The 19,837-nt window shown below is 60.9% G+C and carries 10 protein-coding genes; all 10 read left to right on the top strand.

Annotation, left to right across the window (positions count from 1 at the left end; genetic code table 11):
• Positions 1 to 354 precede the first annotated feature (354 nt).
• The 10 genes from Pth03_RS05775 (at position 355) to dpdD (ending at position 19,467) form a co-directional block, all read left to right on the top strand.
• Entirely contained in the window at positions 355 to 1,137 is a 783-nt protein-coding gene (locus tag Pth03_RS05775) for a restriction endonuclease (RefSeq protein WP_203943075.1), read from the top strand.
• A gap of 298 nt (positions 1,138 to 1,435) precedes the next feature.
• Positions 1,436 to 1,672 carry a hypothetical protein gene (locus Pth03_RS41275; protein ID WP_239118777.1) on the top strand — a complete coding sequence of 79 codons (237 nt, stop codon included), beginning with the start codon at positions 1,436 to 1,438 and terminating at the stop codon, positions 1,670 to 1,672.
• A gap of 309 nt (positions 1,673 to 1,981) precedes the next feature.
• A complete protein-coding gene (gene dpdE / locus Pth03_RS05765) occupies positions 1,982 to 5,272 on the top strand; it encodes a protein DpdE (protein WP_203943074.1) in 3,291 nt (1,096 codons plus the stop codon).
• Entirely contained in the window at positions 5,269 to 7,857 is a 2,589-nt protein-coding gene (gene dpdF / locus Pth03_RS05760) for a protein DpdF (protein ID WP_308442335.1), read from the top strand. Before dpdE ends, dpdF begins: the two co-directional genes overlap by 4 nt.
• Positions 7,858 to 8,754, top strand: coding sequence for a protein DpdG (dpdG, locus tag Pth03_RS05755; RefSeq protein WP_275413035.1), 897 nt, complete (start codon positions 7,858 to 7,860; stop codon positions 8,752 to 8,754).
• Complete coding sequence (gene dpdH / locus Pth03_RS05750; RefSeq protein ID WP_308442334.1) at positions 8,684 to 11,797, top strand: protein DpdH; 3,114 nt, start codon at positions 8,684 to 8,686, stop codon at positions 11,795 to 11,797. Before dpdG ends, dpdH begins: the two co-directional genes overlap by 71 nt.
• Positions 11,794 to 12,480: a hypothetical protein gene (locus tag Pth03_RS05745; protein WP_203943070.1), complete on the top strand. Its 687-nt coding sequence runs from the start codon at positions 11,794 to 11,796 to the stop codon at positions 12,478 to 12,480. The genes dpdH and Pth03_RS05745 overlap by 4 nt, the downstream gene beginning before the upstream one ends.
• Complete coding sequence (dpdJ, locus tag Pth03_RS05740) at positions 12,477 to 16,970, top strand: protein DpdJ (protein WP_203943069.1); 4,494 nt, start codon at positions 12,477 to 12,479, stop codon at positions 16,968 to 16,970. Before Pth03_RS05745 ends, dpdJ begins: the two co-directional genes overlap by 4 nt.
• A complete protein-coding gene (gene dpdK, locus Pth03_RS05735) occupies positions 16,970 to 17,491 on the top strand; it encodes a phospholipase D-like domain-containing protein DpdK (RefSeq protein ID WP_275413042.1) in 522 nt (173 codons plus the stop codon). The genes dpdJ and dpdK overlap by 1 nt, the downstream gene beginning before the upstream one ends.
• Complete coding sequence (gene dpdD, locus Pth03_RS05730) at positions 17,488 to 19,467, top strand: protein DpdD (protein WP_203943067.1); 1,980 nt, start codon at positions 17,488 to 17,490, stop codon at positions 19,465 to 19,467. Before dpdK ends, dpdD begins: the two co-directional genes overlap by 4 nt.
• Positions 19,468 to 19,837: the final 370 nt, after the last annotated feature.

Below are 19,837 nucleotides of genomic sequence, written 5' to 3'. Positions count from 1 at the left end.
ATAATAGATATATATACACAAGCCCTTCTCTTTCCTTCAGGCGAAAGAAGGCGCTAGTGTTGACGAGTCGACACCAAGAGGATCCACACGGCGCTAGGGCGCACATGCGCCAGAAGAGAGAAACTCAGACATCAACCGAGGAGCGCTCATGGTGCCTCACTCAAAGGTCTGATCTGGTCAGGGCGCATTCCAGTGTTAATCGCGTCGCTGAAGCGACATCGCCCGAAGTCTATGGCCGTTGACCTCCGAGGACGCGCAGAAAGGAGACCCGTCAGACGGACGTCGTGTGACACAGACACCCTTCTGTAGCACAAGCCAAGAAAACGTCGGGGGACGAGAGAAGGCTTCAACTCCATGTCCACATACACGGCAAGTGACGACGGCGACGACCCGCCGATAAATCCATATGTAGCACTACCGAAGCTTGACGAGCTGCCCTTTCAGAGCCTGTCCCCGAAGAACTTCGAAAGGCTCGTTCGATCCATTGCCCGAGAAGTCGACAAGCTCCGCGGCGCTCAGCTCTACGGCATATCGGGTCAACGACAGGATGGTCTGGATGTAATCGGCGAGTCCGCCGGTGCATGGCATGGATATCAGGCCAAGAAGGTGGGCAAGTTCCAAAAGAAAGACCTCATCAAGGCATTGGACACCTTCATCGATGGGTCACGCCCATTCGGGGTGAAGCGACTAGTCATCGTCACTGCGTGCTCGATTGGGACGCAGGTACAAAAGGAACTCGCTGCTTACCAGAAGCAGAATCCTGATCTCGTCCTGGAACTCTGGGATGCCGAACGGCTGAATGAAACCCTTCGCGGATATCCTCAGATTGTTGCTCGTTTCTTCGGGGATTGCGTTGCAAAGCGTTTTTGCGACCTCGGCACATGGGATCCTGCTATTGCTCAGCCGTGCTCGTGTACGGCTCCAGAAGCCCGCTCCGCTTCACGGGCCGACGCCACCGGGGGCTGCGTTCGCAGACTTGTGTTAGTACTTCGCCACTGGGAGAAGCTCCATGAGCAGCAGGGTGGGACGACGCCGCACGCCATGCTGCTTACTGCAGCGCTCGTCCGCCTCGGGATGTGCGGCTGCGAGCGTCCCCCTTCCCCTATAGGTACAGGTGCAGAAGCCGTTGACCAGTAGTAGTTGAGCTCTGTCTGCATCTTCGGGCTTGTAGGCCGCCGGGCCGACCATCTGTGGAGTTCCCCAGAAGGGCGAGCGTGGGGTCACGATCATGCTGTCCATACCTCCTGCAGCGCGGAGCCGTCGCACACGACGAGAACGGCACCCACAACGTGACGCCCGACCGAATCGCCATCGGCTGCGCCCACAACGACCAGGTCGCCGCCATCCGCACCGCCGGCGTGCCAGCCGGTATCACGGTCGACACCGCCAACCGGCTCCAAGGCCACGAATACGACTCACGATCGTCTTGCACCCGTTGTCCGGACGGCGCGACGCCACCGCGTCCCACCTCGAATCCGGCCGCTTGTGCGTGCTCACCTCACGTCATCGCCACGCCTTCGTCGTGGTCGCCCGCGCGGGAATCGCCGAACTGCTCGACAACCATCCGCCCACGGGGCGCGTCCAGCTCAACGTGCCCGTCAAATTCCCCGACGGCTGGGAAGCCAACCACGCCGTACTCGCCCACCTATCCAACCACCGCGTTCTCACCTGATGAGCAACACCGGCGTCGTCAAGGTCGAGTTACACCAACTTCTCTCGGGTCAGACCCAACTGTCACGAGCGGGGGCTGCGGCAGGGTCTGGAGATCAACAAGGAGTCTGCCATGAGTAACGATACGTAATAGGATGTGAGTAACGATACGTAATAGGATGTGTGCGGATTGTGATATGTATCCGTTCTTGCGCGAAATCCTGGCTGGTTACGGCATTTTGTCAGCCCTACCCGTTAGCTTTGCACCAGCAGAAACGCGGGACCGTTCCACTTCGATGGTCCCTTGCGCAGGCGAAGAGAGGCCGCCCACTTGCCGAAACGATTTGCCGTCGGTCACCTGGTCGAGTACGTCGGTTCCCCCGGTGTCGGACGAGTTAGCCATGTCTCTGGCTCGCAGGTTCAAATCGACTTCTTCGAATCCGTGGCCAAACCCGTAGCCCACTCCGTCAGTGTTCCGGAAACTGAATGCCAGTACGTGACCCTCGCCCCTGAGACGCGGGTGTATCGGCGCAACCCGGACACCGGGGTGTGGATGGCCGGCAGGGTCAAGGACCAGACTGATCCCGGCGAGTACTTCGTTCGGTTTCCGAACGCCGACTTTGACTTCCCTGTCCGGGAGGACGAACTGCGGGTACGGTGGGACCGGCCTGTCGCGGACCCCGTCCAGGTCCTGACCTCGGGTGGCAACGAGTCTGGCTACTTCCGCAACGCTCGCTTGCCGTTCCTCCGTAACCTCGTCGCCCAGCGCGCAGCCTCCGCCAGCACCTCGGCGCTGCTGTCTTCGGCTGTCGAGTTCTTCCCGCATCAGGTGCACGCGGCACTTACCGTGCTGTCCGATCCCGTGCAGCGCTACCTACTCGCCGACGAGGTCGGCTTAGGTAAGACGATCGAGGCTGGCTATGTGATCCGCCAGACTTTGATCGATAACCCCCGCGCCAAGGTCAGCGTCATCGCTCCTGACGTCCTGCGACGCCAGTGGCGACGGGAACTTGTCGACAAGTTCTTCATCGAGGACTTCCCCTACGCGAAAATCCAGATTCTCTCTCACGAATCCCCTGAACGATGGTCGGGCTGGGAGGGCAGCGACCTGGTCGTTGTGGACGAGGCGCACCGCCTTGTCCAGGTCACGACTGAGGAGGCCAGTCCCTATAGGCAACTCGCGCACATCGTCCACACCTCGACGCGTGTTCTCCTGATGACCGCGACTCCGGTCATGTCGAACCACGTGACCCAACTTGCGCTGCTACATCTCCTCGACCCGAACCTCTACAAGTGGTCCGATCTCGCTGCGTTCGAGCACAAGTACCAACTGCGCTCCGAACTCGCGAGCTACGTTCACGCCCTGGACAGCGAGTTCACCTACCTGCTTCCCGACGCGATCGCAGACATCGAAAAGCTCATCCCCGACTCCGACGAGCGGTTCCGCGAACTGAGCCAAGAGGTCCTCGCCCTGTTGGATGAGGAGGACGAACTCCGCGAAGGCGTCGACGAAGCCGACCTCAAGGCGCGAACCGAGGCGCTACGGGCGCACATCAGCGAGGCCTACAGACTCCACCGCCGCGTCATCAGACACCGCAGGTTGAGCGTCACCGTCGATGATCCCGAAGCCATGTACCTCCCCTACGAGGTCCGCGGACGGCAATCTCCCGTCAGTCTTCCGACGACGAACAATGCGCTCGAGGCCGCCCAGACCATGCTCATGGACTGGCGATCCATGATCTGGGATTACCTTCTCGACCATGACCTGGAGGACCAGAAGGCGAAGTACGCGATGGTGCTCGCCGTCCTCTCTCCCCGAGCGAGCGGTTGGACCAACGACCTGAGCGACGCGCTCGCCTGGCGTATCAACCAAGACGAAGGAGCAGCCGTTCGGGCGGGGCTGAGTGCCCAGGAGCGCGCTCTACTGGCCGAGCCCGAAGTCCTCGACGTGGAACGCCCCTTGCTTACCAAATGGCAGGCGGCGGGGCAGGAAGCCGACCCGTCTCAAATCGTCAACGCACTAGTGACTGATCTGCTGCCAGCCCTGAAGAAGAGTCGCCGGACGGTGATCTTCTGCGGACCCGGGATGCTTGCAGGGGCGATCACGGACTGCATGAGCAGACGCTTCCCAAACATCGCCGCCCTTGAACACTCCGACAGGGTGGGAACCGAGACGTCAGAGCGCTCGCTGGTGAAGTGGTCTGCCAAGGAAGGCCCCAAGACTCGCGTACTAATCGCAGACGACACCGCAGAGGAAGGGCTCAACCTCCAGGAGGCGGACGCGGTAATCCATCTACGGTTGCCCTGGTCGCCGAACCAACTCGAGCAGCGACTCGGCCGCGTGGACAGGTACCCCGGATCATCCGACCAGCGGACCCCCGCTCCGCAGTACCGATTGGCCGATGAGGAAACCGGTGCCTCCTACCTCGAGGCATGGGCTGAACTGTTGGTGAACGGGTACGAGTTGTTCTCGGTGTCCGTCTCGACGCTTCAAGATGCCATCGCCGAAGGGCTGAACGGCGTCTGGGCTTCGGGACTTGAGCATGGCCTCGAAGGCCTACCGGCCATGGCTGCGCGGGTCAAGGCCGACCTCGCCGAGGCCCGACGAGAGATCGACAAGATGGACATGCTCGAATCGATCCACGAGACCTCAATCGAGGGCCGTGACATCGCCACCTCCCTGTTGGAAATGGAAGCCGGTTGGCGCGACACCGGCCAGGCCCTGTCCGGCTACGTCGACACCTCGGGTGGGATCGGACTCCGCTACGAGGAGAGGACCGTCGACGGTTCCCCGAATATGATCTTTGACGTATCCGGGCCGACGCCGAAGGTTGAGCCACGTCTGTGGCGTGCCGCGCGCCCGTGGCTCACGCCCGAGGTTTCGCGAGGAACATTCAACCGCAACGTCGCCCTCAGGCACCCAGGCACGCGACTGCTCCGCATCGGTAACCCCCTTGTCAATGTTCTGGCCGAAGCCGTGTACCGGGAGGACCGTGGCCAGGCAGCCGCTTTCCGGCGACTCGACAGGGGGTACCGAGGGGACCCGCGCGCGTACTTCGGCTTCGACTACCTGGTCGAGGCAGATCTCACCGATGCTCTCACCCTTGTGGGCGATCATCCCGACGCGGTTCGCGCACTGCGGCGCCAGGCCGACAAACTTCTCGCTCCGTTCACGCTCAAGGTCTGGGTTGACGCGGGATCTGGCAAGCCAGTCACCGACGGGAAAGCCCGGGCGTGGCTGGACCAACCCTACGACAAGAAGACGGACCAGAACTTCAACGCGACGCGCCTACCGGGTTTACTCGAGGTCTTCAACGGATGGGATGGCTACCAGGCCTCGGGCTCCTCCTCGGAGTCGGCCGCAAGAGCCCATTTGATTGAAACGAAGGAACTGTCCGAGCGGTGTGCGCGAGCACAGGACGAGGCAAGGCAGCGCGTCGCTGTCACCGTGGCGCAGGCGCACACCCGCCAACTAGCAGGGCACCTCGTGGGCGACGCCGAGAGCTTGCTCACGGACGTGACCGTTACACAGACGCTGATCGACAGCCTTACGCGCCCAACGGTCAAGGTTGTTGCGGCGACCTGCATCGTCCGATTCGGCCAGCAGATCGGCATGCGATGACCGCGAGTAGCTGGGTTCAAGCTAAACAAATCTATGCCGAGTGGCCGAACGTCATGGTTCCTGACGGGGCCAGTGGGACTGTACGTCGACTTGCGGATGCACTAGCTGCCTTGCCCCTCGGGGCCGCAGGATGTCGTGACGTGGCTGCCCTCACCCGCCAGATCCTCCTGGAGTCCGTCGCGCGTGAAAATCGCTCGCCCCTCACCGTGCCGATTGATCCGCTCCTCCCGACCTTCGACCAGTGGTGGGAAAGCGGATGCCAGGCTGCGCAGACAGGCCCGAAGCACTTGGTGGTTAGCGCGGTGCCCTGGCACCCGTCCACTCCTGATGGTGTGGCGAAGGAGGCGGCCGAAGCCGACTTTCGCGATGTCTACCGGGGTCAGGATTCGCCGCAACGACGCACTCTCGATGGTCTGCCGGCTGACCCGTTCTGGGCCGCGTCCCTTGGATACGACACTTACTACTCGGTAGGCCAGCGTCAGGTCGCCCGCTCAGTCGCAATGGCACCTCCGGGAAGCACGACCATCCTGTGCCTCCCGACAGGGCACGGTAAGACCCCTGTCGCACTCGCCCCGATCCTGCTCAACGAGAAGGGAGTTGGCGTATCAGTCGTCGTCGTGCCTACTGTCGTACTGGCACTAGACATGGAACGGCGGACGAAGCAACTCCTGGGCGAGAGTAGGCGTGCTGCACCGAGTGGGCGCTACGCCTACATAGGGGAACTTCCGACCGATTTGAAGCGTGAACTTCGCGAAGACATCCGCACTGGCCGACAACCGGTCATCTACGCTGCTCCGGAGTCAGTTACCACCGGCCTCCAAAAGGCGTTGGACGACGCGGCCGAAGCAGGGTTCTTGCGCTATTTCGTCATCGACGAGGCACATCTCATCGAGCAGTGGGGCAATGAATTCCGGCCGGACTTCCAGGCGATGGCGGGCCAGCGCCGTGCATGGATCCGTCGCTCACCGAAGGGACGGGAACCGCGAACGATCGCGATGAGTGCCACCCTTACGGCACAGCAGGTCGACGCAATTAAGGATCTCTACGGTGAACCAGAGACAACCCAGGTTGTCTGGGCCTCCGAGTTGAGGAGTGAACCGAGTTACTACATCGAGTCCTTGCCAGAGCACGAACGGGAAGAGGTAGTGCTGGAAGCGGTGGCAAAGTTGCCGCGACCGCTGATCTTGTACGTGTCCAGGGTCGAGGATGCCCACAACTGGGAGGTTCGGATCAAGGAGGAAGGGTTCCTCCGCACGGCGTCCGTCACGGGCGACTCCAGCGCCAACGAACGGCGCGAACGGATGGAGGGATGGAGCGGTGACGGAGCATCCGGGCCGCTCCCCACGCGCTACGACGTGATCGTCGGGACGTCCGCCTTTGGCTTGGGGATCGACCTGGCAGATGTGAAGAGCGTGGTTCACGCCTGCCTGCCGGAGACCGTAGACCGGTATTACCAGGAGGTTGGCCGCGGAGGACGCGACGGATCTCCGTCCATTGCCTACATGGCCAGGACCCGGCGAGACAGTGAAATCGCCAAGAGCCTAAACAATCCGGTCATCATCAAGGGCCAGGCATGGCCTAGGTGGATCAGCATGTTCAACAACAAGGTGGCCAAGACAGAGAACGGCTATCTGATCAACTTGGACACGCGACCGCCGAACATCTCCATCAGCACCGAGACGAACCGCACCTGGAACATCCGCACACTCAACCTCATGGTGCGGGCCAAACTGGTTGAGGTGAGGACTCCGGCGTTACCGGACCGCAGTGCAGACGAACTGGAAGATGAATGGGCGGAGCGACTCGCGGCCTACTACGAGACACTGCCCACCCGCGTAGATGTCGTGATCCTCGACGGCGCGACTAACAACCGGAAATACTTCAATAAAGCTATCGAGGATGCGCGGAGTGGAATGCTTACGAGCCAGAGGAAAGCACTTGCGAAACTTGAGAGCGCAGTCGCCGGCGACGTGTGCATGGCAGACGTGCTCGTCGACTACTACACCTTGCCGACTAGTGACGGCCCACTCCGCACTTCGCCGAACTGCAGAGGATGCAATCATTGCCGCCAGAAGAGGGCGCTTCCGCCTCCAGGGGGTTTTTATAGGACCGGGTGGCAACCACACCCGCCACTTGCTCAATGGCAGACTGACGCAAATCTTCCACTGCGGAACTATATGGCCGAGGGCGATAGGAACGTGAGCATCTGGTGGAAGGACGAGGGGGAAGCTAGAAGCCTTGTTCCTGATCTCCTCGAGGCGCTATGTCGTCGAGGTATCAGGGTGATCGGGGGTCCGGGTATCGATGACCGCATCTTTCGCAAGATTCAGAAGTCGGTCCGCCCTAGCGTTGTCATCGCAGATCGGGATGAGGATCTCCTCAACAGTTATCAAGGTCCTGTTGTCTGGGTACTCGGCTCCAATCAACACAATATAGAAGATGACGTAAAGGATCGCTTCTGGAGTACCGACTTAACCTATTTACTTCACCATCAGGATCTGCCGCACCCCAAGAAGCCGGGACACCGTCTTGTTGACATTCATAGCAGCACTTTCTCCATTCAAAGCGCGTTGGGGGCGCTTTAGATGACTCTGATCAATGTCGATGCTTCCCTTCCCGTGCCCATGTGGACTGTAGTGCGACTTCTTGTTCATGAGAAGCGGCCAATGACCCTGGACCGAGCACGCAAGTTGCTTAGCCCATCGTCGCTTACTGGCGATGATCATAAGATGTTCGATCAGGCTATTGGCACACTGCTGGGCCTGGGCGTTATTCAGAAGACCGAGGACGAACGGGTCTCGCTCGCGGGGCGAGCGGCGACCCTCGACGGCACCAACTGGGAAGATTTTTGCGCCGTTCTGCGGAAATCAGTATTCAAACCTGAGCTGAACGAAGTAATCATGAACGGCGACAAGACTACCGGTGCGGCTGACCTCAACCGAGCGCTTTGCTGGTTCCTCAGCTTGGACCCGACAGCGGTCACGGTCGGGGCGAACAATTTCGAAGCCATGCAGGACGGCGCCTTGATAGCCGAGGCTCGTCCTGCCATCCCCAATCCCACACGCTGGAACAGGTTCACGTCATGGGCCACCACCATCGGCCTGGCCGCGCCGGCACTTCCCACCATGGGAGATCCCAACCATTGCGTACCTGACTGCACCGTGGCTATCAGGCAGACCGTGATGGAGACCTGGGAGCACAAAGCGAACGTCAACGCAGTGGAGTTCGTGCGCTCGCTGCGTGACCAACTTCCGGTCTTGCCGGGTGGAGCCTATTCACGAACTCTTGGAGTTGAAGCCCCCGGTGACACGACCGCCGGTCCTGCCCTCTCCTTCGCTCTACTGCGTGGAGGCTATGAGGAATGGCTCAAGTTCGGACGAGAGGCCGACGCCAAGCAGCTGCTGAGCATAAATGACCCGGAACGCCCATCGACCCCGCACACCTTCAGTTCGGTCACCGTTTTCAAGGACTACAATGGCTGACCTTCGCAACTACCTCTGCTGGGTGCCCGGAACTGCATCTGCGACGGTCAGCACAGAGGCAGTCAACCCGTCCGCTGGGGTCTTCCTAGCGACACACGCCCCACTGAGAATCAGGCGTTCGCTTATCAATGGTCGTTCTCTGACGCCAACGGACGCGACAGTCGACGAGCGAACCGTTCTGCAAGACTTCCTGGACGCCAAATCGAACACAGGCACTCTCTTGATGCCAGTGGTCGGTGACTCCGGATCCGGAAAATCGCACTTGGTCCGGTGGGTGCGGGAACATATTCCCCCCTCTGCGCGACGGCGAATGATCTACCTCGAGAAGTCGGAGACCAGTCTCAAATCCGTCGTGGAGAAACTTCTCGAGGGCGCCGAAGGAGATTCTCTCGATCAACTCCGCAAGGACGTCCGATCTTTCAGCGAGGGGATGACCGAGGAGAGTTTGTCGCGCCGTCTTGTCAATGCGCTGAATGAGGCACTCGCGAAGACCGGGCCAGATGAGGTGCCATCCAAGCAGGCGCGTATCCTTTCCGGCCCGAAAGGACTCGCGGCAGTCCTTCAAGACCCTTACATCCAGCAATACCTCCTTGCGTCCGGAAAATACATCCCACAGTACGCGGCCCAACTTCTGAACAATCGTAATCTGGAAAATCCTGAGCGTCCCCCGGGCTTCTCGGTCGAAGACCTTCCACTGGAGGTCCAAGAGGTGAAGCAGGCCTCGGTGATTGCACAGCGACTCCTGGCGAAACTGCTGTCCACGCCGAGCCTTCAGCAGGACGCCGTCGACATGCTAAATGAGCATATGGAAAGCGCCGTAAAGAGTGCTTCCAATATCGGGGTTGGTCGACTTGTCAAGGCGATGCTCGAGGTTCGAGAGACCTATGCAAAGCAGGGCAAGGAGATCATCCTCCTGGTGGAGGACTTCGCGCTTATTCAGGGTGTGCAGCGCGAACTCCTGGAAGCACTGACCGAAGCGGCAACCCGAGAGGGACGTCAACGTTATGCGAGTATGCGTACGTTGATGGCGGTGACTACCGGTTACTTCCGGGACCTTCCAGAAACCGTGATGAGTCGGGTAGCTGCCTCTACCACGGGTTACGTCTATGACCTCGATCGAGTATTCGATAAGGCAAACACCGGGATAGAAGAGATCGCCTCGTTCGCAGGCCGATACCTCAACGCCGCACGCGTCGGCCGGGAGGCGCTCGAAAGAACTGGCGGACAGGACTTCTCGAACGCCTGCGAGAGTTGCTCCTTCAAGACCGAATGCCACGAGTCATTCGGCCAGACGAGCGAGGGGTATGGCCTCTACCCGTTCAACCGTTCCTCGCTTCTCCGCATGGTCCATTCGGTTGCTCCACCCGACCGGCCCTGGGCGTTCGTACCCCGCACTTTCCTTGGCAACGTCATTCGACCGGTCCTGATCGACTCGGCCGACGAGATTCGAGACGGCGCCTTCCCCACCAAACGCTTCCGCGAGCGGTTCCAGACGGCAGAGGTCGACCCTGCTCTGCCGACAAGCGTCGATGAGTTCATCGGCAACCATAACCATGTCGACCCGGACAGGCACCGACTTGTTCTCGAGTTCTGGGCGGATGCACCAGCCAATCCCGGGCGTATCGAGGAGGGTATCCGGCAAGCGTTCGGTTTGCCTGCTTTCGGAGAGGATTCGCTCCCAACGAGTGGCGATGGTGATACTAGTCGAGGCACAGGGACGATCAATAAGATCATGCCGCCGTCGCCTCCTAGCGACCCGGTTTCGGCTTCGCTCAAGAGAAAAATTCAGTCGCTCGAAGATTGGGCGTCGCGCGACAAGGTACTTGATTCAAACCTCTCTCGGGAGTTGCGCACCATGGTGGTGGATGCGGTCACCCGCCGTTACCTTTGGTCCTCTCCTCTCATGAAGGAGTTAGGCAAGGGCGAGATCGATAAGGTCTGGCCTGCCAGGGCGACCACTGTTTCGATCAAGGGAGCAACGGAGAACGTCGCTGGAGCTGAAAAGGCGCCAATCTCCTTCTCCAAAAATGCGACCAACAGCCAGTTCTTCCAGTCGCTGCTGTTGTCGCAAGCCGGTGCCCCTGGCGCGCGTTCGGAGGCGACCTGGCGACTGGCGAGCATCGCCGAACGCTACGCTGAAAGCTTCTCCAAAGCGCTTGTAGAATCCCTCGAGAGTTCTGACGAGAGCCTCGTCATGGGTCTAAGGGTTTCGCTAATGGGTGCAGCCCTGGCCGGCCGAGTCTGGCCCGGAATGAGCGATACCGATCTCACGGATGCTGCTTTCGACGATGGCAGCACTTGGAACCGCAGGGACCTGGAGTCTCGGGTTCCAGCCTGGCGCCAACTACTTGAAAAGCACTTGCGTGAACGCCCAACGCTGGTGGTGGCTCTCCGATCACGCCTGGGGATCAGCCAAGGGGCGACAGGTGCCGTACGCATGATCGATGCTGCCCGGGCGCTACCACTCGTCCTGGAAGCTGCGCGGTCTTGGCGTTGGGACGCCTCGGGCGGAGTGCCGAAATGGGTTGGCAACACCACCGTCTCAGGACTCAGCGGCCTCGATAGCGTGGTCGGCCAACAGACCAGCCAACTCAAAGAGACTGTCGCGGAGATCAGAACGCGCGCGCCGCGTGGCGCTGAAGGCAAGGCCACGGTGGATGCTGTCCGAGCCAGTCTCGGAGCCGCTGACACCGTCGGCCTGTCGCCGAACCTCGTGGAGCGGCAAAGGATTCTTCAACTGGCCGCAGCCGCCGAGAGCGCGGACTGGCGTGCAGTAACCATTGCTGAACGGGATCTCGAAGCCATCGCCTCCACATCGGCAGAGGGCCGGTTCGAGAAGGCGTTCGTAGCAGCCGCTCGTGACCACGGGACAAGTCTCCAGGCGATCCGCAACTTCCTGGTGGCTTCGGATGCCTGGCTGACACGAGCACTCGCCGATGCCAGTGAGCGGAAGGACGCCATGGGCGATTCGGTCACCAACGAAGTGCAGAGGCTTCTCCAGGAGTGGGCGGCTCTGATCGGGGCGGAGGGCACAAAGGAATGACACAGCCGATCTCCGTCTTGGACAAGGCGAACACCTTGCGCGGTGAAGTCCGGCGCCTCGAACTCGGCCAGCAAGGCGAGCAGCAAGCACAGCGAGTGCGGCAGCGCCTCCAGGCTGTCAGGACTTCCTTAGGCCAATTGGATAACCAACTCCGAGTTGCCCGCGCAGTAATGAAAGAGACCGACCGCGAGATCGATCTCTCCAGCGCCCCGGCCGGACTCAACGACCTCGCTCGCAGGGCCGAGGGTGGTGCACTCCCGTCCGACTCAGCGTTCAACGCGGCCAAGCAGAAGATTGAAAAGGCCACGGCGAGCATCAGGGAGGCCACGCACGAGGCCTGGCATGCATGGGCCACCGAACAACTCGATGCTCTGCCTACCCACAGACTGCCCATGCTGAAGCAAACGGAACTGACACAGGCCAGAGAGCGCCTAACCGAACTGCGGAAGATCGGTTCCAGCACCAGCCTCACGGCATCCGACGTCGGGATCTTCACGAACAAGTTTCAGCAGCTCTCAGACGATCTTCAACAAGCGTCCGACGTACCAACCGAGTTGTTGTCAGTCTTGGATCGGCTGACCGGCCGGACTCTGACTCTTAAGGACCTCGCGGACGAGGAGATCCACCTCCTACGAAGGTTCTCAATCGACCATGAGATCGAAGTTCGGAGGAAGACCTCGTGAAGGGTGCCCTGAGCCGAGAGTTCGCAGGGCAGCTTCTCAACGCCCTGGAGGATCGAGAACTCCCTCTCCTGGCCTGGGGAGTCACCGATCGGGCGCTTTCCGAAGGAGAAGTGCGGGACGTCATCTTCACGGTTCTCGCCGAGCAGCAGCCACCACTGGAGGCGGACGTCGACGACGTTCTCGACGAACTCGTCGACCGCGCCCTGCTCTTCAAGCTCCCCACGACCTCGCCCCCGCGCTACCGCAGCCGCTTCGCCGAGGCGCTCCGGCTCACGGCCAACCTGCGCCAGTTGTTCGACTGGCGTCAGCGCGATGGATCATTCCCGCACAACTGGTGGAGTCGCGGGCGTCCCCTCGTCGCCGATTACCGCATCCACACCGCCAAACGTCGCTACCCGAGACGCGACGTCCCGGTAAGCCAGGCACTCGAACGCTTTCGTTCGGTCACCAACTGGGGTGCGTTGCAGGACGCGATCGCGATTGCGCAAATTGGGAACCGGCAACTGAGCCGCTTCCAGGTCGCAGCGACATCCTCCGTTTACTCCTCCCTCAGCCACGGTCAGTCCTCGGGCATCATCGTTGGCGCGGGAACCGGTAGCGGTAAAACCCTGTCGTTCTACCTCCCTGCCTTCGCGGCGATGGCTGATGCGGCGCGACCGAATACGTGGCGTCTCCACACTCTGGCTCTCTACCCGCGCAAGGAACTGCTCCGGGACCAACTCCGTACAGCGGTTGTCACCGCTTTGGACCTCACATCGACGCTTTCCCGGATGAAACGCCGCCCCCTGAGGCTCGGTGCCCTATACGCGGACACCCCCAAGGACGCGGACGCTCTCGACATGCCCGACAACATGGCGCGGAGAGCCTGGAAGCAACGCGACGCCGGCCTGGTCTGCCCGTACTTAAGTTGCCCAAAGTGCCCGAAAGGTGATCTCCTGTGGGCCCATGCCGACCGGAAGGTCGGCCGCGAACTCCTCAAGTGCATGAAGTGCGCTTATGTGATTCCACACGGAACTCTCGCGCTCACCCGGAAGTCGCTACGGGAGCAACCCCCGGACTTGCTCTTCACGACCACCGAACAGTTGAACCGCAATAGTTCAAACGCCGGCCTCGGCAAACTCCTAGGTTGGACCGGCCATGACGTCCCACGGTTCGTCCTTCTCGATGAGGTCCACACCTATGCGGGAACCCAGGGCGCCCAGGTCGCCCTGCTGCTGCGGCGATGGCGGCACGCCATCAGGCGCCCCGTCACGTTCGTTGGTTTAAGCGCGACCCTGAAAGACGCCGGTCGGTTCTTTTCGGAACTGACCGGCCTCCACGACCACGTGGTCGAGTACGTCGAACCCGCCGACGACGAACTGGAAGAGGAGGGCAGGGAATACTCCATCGCGCTGCGGAGCGACCCCACCTCGGGAGCAAGCCATCTCTCAACTTCGATTCAGACCGCCATGCTGCTCGGTCGAATACTCGATACGGAAGGACAGTCGCTACTCTACGGCTCCACGGGCTTCCTTTTCACAGACGACCTGGACGTGACGAACCGGTTCTACAACAGTCTCCGTGATGCGGAAGGCGGCCAGACCAGGTCAGGGTTCCGCAACCGTAGAAAGCCGGTTCTCGCCGGGCTCAGAGCACCCAACATTCCGCAGTGGAGCGAGCGTCTACGCGACGGCCAATCGTGGGACCTGATCGAGAAGATCGGCCACACACTCGACGCAGACCTGAATGTAGGCGACCTCAGGATCGGACGTACCTCGAGCCAGGACGCCGGCATGGATCTCAACGCCAACCTGACGGTCGCCACGGCATCGCTTGAGGTGGGTTTCGACGATCCGCGAGTTGGTCTTGTACTTCAGCACAAGGCGCCTTACGACGCAGCGGCGTTCATCCAGAGGCGAGGCCGCGCGGGCAGAACTCGGGGGACACGGCCGATCACCATCGTCACGCTATCCGACTACGGGCGGGACCGCCTGAGCTACCAAGGGTACGAGACGCTCTTCGCCCCCGAACTGAGCGCGCGCCGCCTTCCGATCAACAACCGCTACGTCCTCAAGATTCAGGCGACGCAGTCGCTGCTCGACTGGCTTGCCTTCACTCTTCGGAAGCAAAGTTGTTGGGACGACCCCAGGTATCTCCTCACTGCACCGATACAGCGAGGCGATGTTCGTAGCCCCCTCACCGTCGAGCAATTAGCCAATCTGCTCGAAAATCTCCTCCACGAGCAAGGGCTACAAGACAGTCTGGCCAAGCACCTTGCGGCAGCGTTGAACATCACGGATGAGGAGGTCCAGGCAGTGCTTTGGGAAGAACCACGCTCGCTGCTTCTCTCAGTTGTCCCTACCTCTCTTCGGCGACTCAAGACCGGGTGGGATGGCCTTCGTCATGATCCAGGGACAGCGCCCCGCTCCATGCTGCCGGAGTTCGTCACTCGCTCTCTATTCGATCCTCTCAACGCTCCCGAAGTCGAGTTCGATCTGCCCTTCGACACCGGATCAGCGGAGGAACGTCTGCCGATCGCAAAGGCGCTTAGGGAAGCGGTCCCCGGGAGAGTCAGCCGACGCTACGGAGTAAAACGGGACGAGCACCGTACATGGATTCCCGTGCCAGAGAGCGGCGACGCCCTCGAACTGGCCGAAGTTCTGGTGCCTGCCCGCGTCAACGAGGGCATCTGGCAGCCTCAGGACCACGTCTTCCCCGATGGCGTAGCGGTGGTCCGCCCGTACCGGTTGAAGCTGAGTGAACCACCGAACAAGATCGCCGACCGTTCGCAAGGCGTCCCCCAGTGGGCGACCGAGGTGAGGGTGCCAGAAGGCAGGAACCCATACCCAGGTGACGTTCCCCTCGCAGCGACGTGGCGCAATCGCATCAGAAGTATCGCGTTCAGTACCCATGCCGCCGGCAACCCGGTTGGGATCCGACGCATGACTTATGGCGCGAAATGCGATATCGCCCTGGAGAGCCGTGCTGGGACGGATCGGCGGACGGTGCGGTACACCCTCGACGGAGAGCCCGCGGCGTTGGGCTTCCAACTCGAGGTTGACGGTGTCCGTATCGAACTCGAACCGATCGATTTGCACACGGACAGCATCAGGAAGCACCTGACGTCGCCAGCATGGCGATCCCAAGCCTTCTTCCGGGCCGTCGCCGAGGACCAAGAACTGGCCACGGTCACCAACTCCTTCAAACGGGCATGGCTCTCCCTCATTTACATCACGGCCTTCTCCCTCGCAGGCCTCGACGAAACCAGGACTCCGAAGGAGGTACGTGCCGCGCTCGCAGATGGAACCTGGCGAAACGACCTATCGAAGATCTTCGGCGTCCTCTACCGTGAGGATGAACTCGAGAACCCGGCCGAAGTCAGCAGCAAACTCGTCGCCGAACTTATCGAGCTGAGCCACGACCCAACGGTCATCGCAACACTGGAGCGGGCCTCTCATCTCCTCACAGAAGATGACGTGGCTACGATGACCGCGGACCTCGCACGCCGCTCCTATCGGGACACTCTGGCGGCGGCGATCCTCGCCGCAACCCTGCGCGCGTGTCCCGATGCTCAGGAACAGGATCTGATCATTGACGTCCTGCCCGGGACCGGGATGGATTCGGACATCGTCTGGATCACGGAAACGTCGATCGGTGGCTTGGGAATCATCGAGAAGTTGGTGACCGAATACGCCGCGGCCCCGGGAGCCTTCTGGTCGCTGGTCCTCAATGCGATGAGGCCGAACGAATACGAGTACACCGACGGCACGGTCACCAGGTTGTTGAAGAACATCGTGGAGGACGCTCCGCACGGACCGGGGGCTACCGCGATAGCTGAACTGCGGTCCGCGGGCTCGGCTGACAAGGCCGCAGGTGCCTTACGCAACCTGCGTGATGCGTGGACAGATCTTGATGGAACTCCACGCCACAGTGCGGTCGCCACTCTGTCCACCCGGTTGCTCCGACCTGGCAGTAGTCCGGACACAGACATGACCACCTTGCGCCTCCTCGATGCTTGGAGCCACCTGGAATCACGTCTGGGCATCGAGGTGGACGCACGAGTGATCGCCTATGCGGTCGGCGCCGGCAAGATGGACGTGGGACGGTCCGGGCTCAGCGCGGACCAGGTCTTCGGCATGCTCTGGCCGCGGGGATTCGACGCGCGATCCCACCACCTGAGGCACTACCAGCCCTACGTAGACTACGAGCATCCGCCTGTTCTCGATCGTGTCCTCCTGGAGAGGATCGTCGACGAGCACCTTCCGCAGATCGACCTCACGCACCCTGAGTGGGAACGGACGTATCAAAGCTCGCTTGGGAGCGATCCCGTTGGTGCTGTCGAGCTCACCTGCCCGGCGAGCGATTCCCGACGCCTCGGCGAAGCGTTGCGTCGAGTACCGGCACTGCCCGTGGACCGCGACGTCCTGCGCACGTACGGCGAAGTGACCGGTGTGCGGCGTGCGGGCAGCCTCTTCATCGTCAGGATCGAACTGCAGGAGGTCGCTCGGTGATGCCGTTGGAGCGCACCGTCCGTACCGGAAACAACCTCGGCCTCCGAGCCGACAACATTGTTGGCACCGCCCTGATCGGCGAACTCCTCGATCCGGGCAAGACTCTGTGGATCGTGTCCGGGTGGATCTCGGACGTCAAGGTACTCGACAACAGCCAGGGCGCCTTCGACTCGATCCTCGGCGATGATCCACCGAGCGTCTGCAGGCTCTCACACATGCTCGCACTCGTAGCCGCCACGGGTACGAGAGTCTGTATTGCTACGAGGCCTAACCCCCACAACACAGTATTCCTCGAGCACATCAGCGAAGCGATCAGGAAAGAGAACCGACTCCGGATCATTCGTGACCCAAACATGCACGAGAAGACACTGTGTGGGAACGGCTGGATCATGACAGGTTCGATGAATTTTACGAAGTCGGGCATGGGCAACAACGAAGAATCTGTCACCTACCGCACGGGGGACCCAAGCGTAGCCCAGGCACACATCGACTTTCGTGCACGGTGGAAGGAGTCTGAGTGAGCACGGAAGTGCCTGAGACCAATGGTTCCTTCATCCAGAAGTTCCTTACGAGGTTCATGGGGGAGGGCAATGATGTCGACAACCCGAAACTCTCCCCCCACGTTGCCCCATTTGTCGACTATGCCCTCACAAGAAGCGACCTCCCTGTCGCACTCCCTCGATACCAGGCATTTAACGACGAATTCGCGATGTACGTCATCGCAAGGGAGCGCTCTGAGGTCGCGGCAACGCGAAGCTTGATCGTTTCCTTCGCAGGACCATCCTATTGTGTGTCCGGAGACCTAGCGCCGGCAGTACTAGATCGAAACGACCCGGTCGACAAAGCGGTCATCGACTTCTTCTCGGAAGACACGACCTTCATTCTCCGTGCCGGTAAGAATCGGGAGAAGAGGAGGAAACTTCGCGAATCCCTTGCACTGATGCAGGCGACCTTGAGTGCACGTCCACGCAGGTCGTGGAGCGTAGCCAGGCCCTTGGGCCGCCTGATTGCCCAGTTCGATGCGGAACTCGCGGCCGGCGGCGAGGCCGGCTCGCTGCAGGTTCTCCAAGAGATTCAGGCACGTGGCGGTATGACGCCCACCAATCTCGCGCATCTACAGATCAAACGTCTCGACCGACTCGGACTCAGTGCACAACTACTTGAAATGCAGGATCTCTCTGACGTACTCCAGCAGAATCCGCCCCTCCCGGTTGGTGAAGCCGTGCTCAACGCCGTACGGTCGGCGGTACTCGAAGAGTCGCTGAGCGTGGGCGACCTCGAGGCTGCCTACGAGCGGCTTCGAACGCTCGATCTTCCGCTGCCGGTGAAAGTGGATGCTCATCGCCTTGGTCCACAGGCGCTCACCGTCCTGCTCACCGCGGCGCTTGGACGAGGCGACGACGACTACCTCGGAGTCTTGCTCCACACGCTTGATGAGCAGAGACAGGCAGAGTCGATCCCGGTAACTCTGTTGGATGCTGCACGGAAGCGTGTTGCCAGCGCAGTCGACGCAACGGACGAATCCCAACCGGCAGAGTCGTCGGCGGTCGAGGCATCACTCCAGGGATCGATCAACTCGTGGATGGGTCTGTTCAAGGCTGTGGCGAAGGAGGGCACCGATCCGAGCGCAGTTCTCACCGATTCGACCTGGCGTGAGTGGCCACCCCCGGCAGACTCGGATAACGAGGTTGCCGAACTCCTGATTGACCTGACGGACCAAGAATGGGATCGGTGTTGGAGACTAACGGGACCCTTTATCGAGGCAGACGAGTACACGCACGTTGCGCCGCGATCCACAAGAGAGTTCATTAACTATGCTCTCAGTGGAAATCGCTTGGCTCCCGGGGATCTCAATGCAGTTTACGCGCTAACAGAAGGATATCTCCGCTCATCGCCTTCAACGAACGAATACCGCCAACTACTGGACGAACTAAGGGATACTTCCTCTCAGTGGGTGTCGATCGACAATTCGCGAATCGTGCTGGATTTCGCGGATCGACTTGTCTTGGCACCGTGCCCCGATGAGAGCGCGAGATTCAATCTTGCGATTGCCCTGCTCGAACCCCTCTCAAGGCGTTCAACTCGGCTTGACTCTTCCACGCTAGCTTTTTCCAAGCAACTCGCAAAAGAACTTGACGTTCCTCTACCATGGACATCCGCTGAAAGCCCTTCGCCTTCGGCAGCGGAGGAACAGATCAACGGCAAAGGCGAGGTCATCCTGCTTTACTCCCTCGACGAGCAGGTCCTTATGCGCGTCACCGAGGCCCTCGAAAACCTTGCCCCGGGTATCAAAGTCTTGATCAGCAGCGACAAGACCTCCACGACCTCCTTGAAACAGAAGGCCCAGCACGCCACCAGGATCGTCCTCGCCACCAGGTGCGCCACGCACGCAGCGACCGGCGCAATCACCGCCAGGACGAAAGCCAAGATCGCCTTCGCCGACGGCAGCGGTTCTGCGTCCCTCCTGCGCGCAGCAGTCAACGTCTTGGCCGACTAGTTGTACTCAGTCAACGGGTTGGTGACACACCGCGTTTGATGCTTCTGTCGACGACGGGTGAATTCAGCCGTCGTCGACACCCGCGGCAGAACAAGGCGTGCTGGCCTGCCGCAAGATCATGCAGCAAGCCCCGGCCGCCGTCGCCGAACACACCGGGGTACCAGCCAGGACCGTCTCGCGGATCCTGCGCCGACACAATGACGATTCAATGGAGTTGGCCGGAGAGGTTAAGACAGGACCGACTGCCAGAGGGTGTATTTGCTCCTGTGGGGCCACTAGCAGACGCCGAACGCGAACGCTCCGACGAGGTCGTCCGTACCTGCCCTGCCCTGCCCCGGGTCGGTACCTGGCAGAGCACTGGGCTCAAGTG

The organism is Planotetraspora thailandica (genome assembly GCF_016863335.1).
GTDB classification, from domain to species: domain Bacteria; phylum Actinomycetota; class Actinomycetes; order Streptosporangiales; family Streptosporangiaceae; genus Planotetraspora; species Planotetraspora thailandica.
This window is presented reverse-complemented; position numbering and strand designations above follow the sequence as displayed.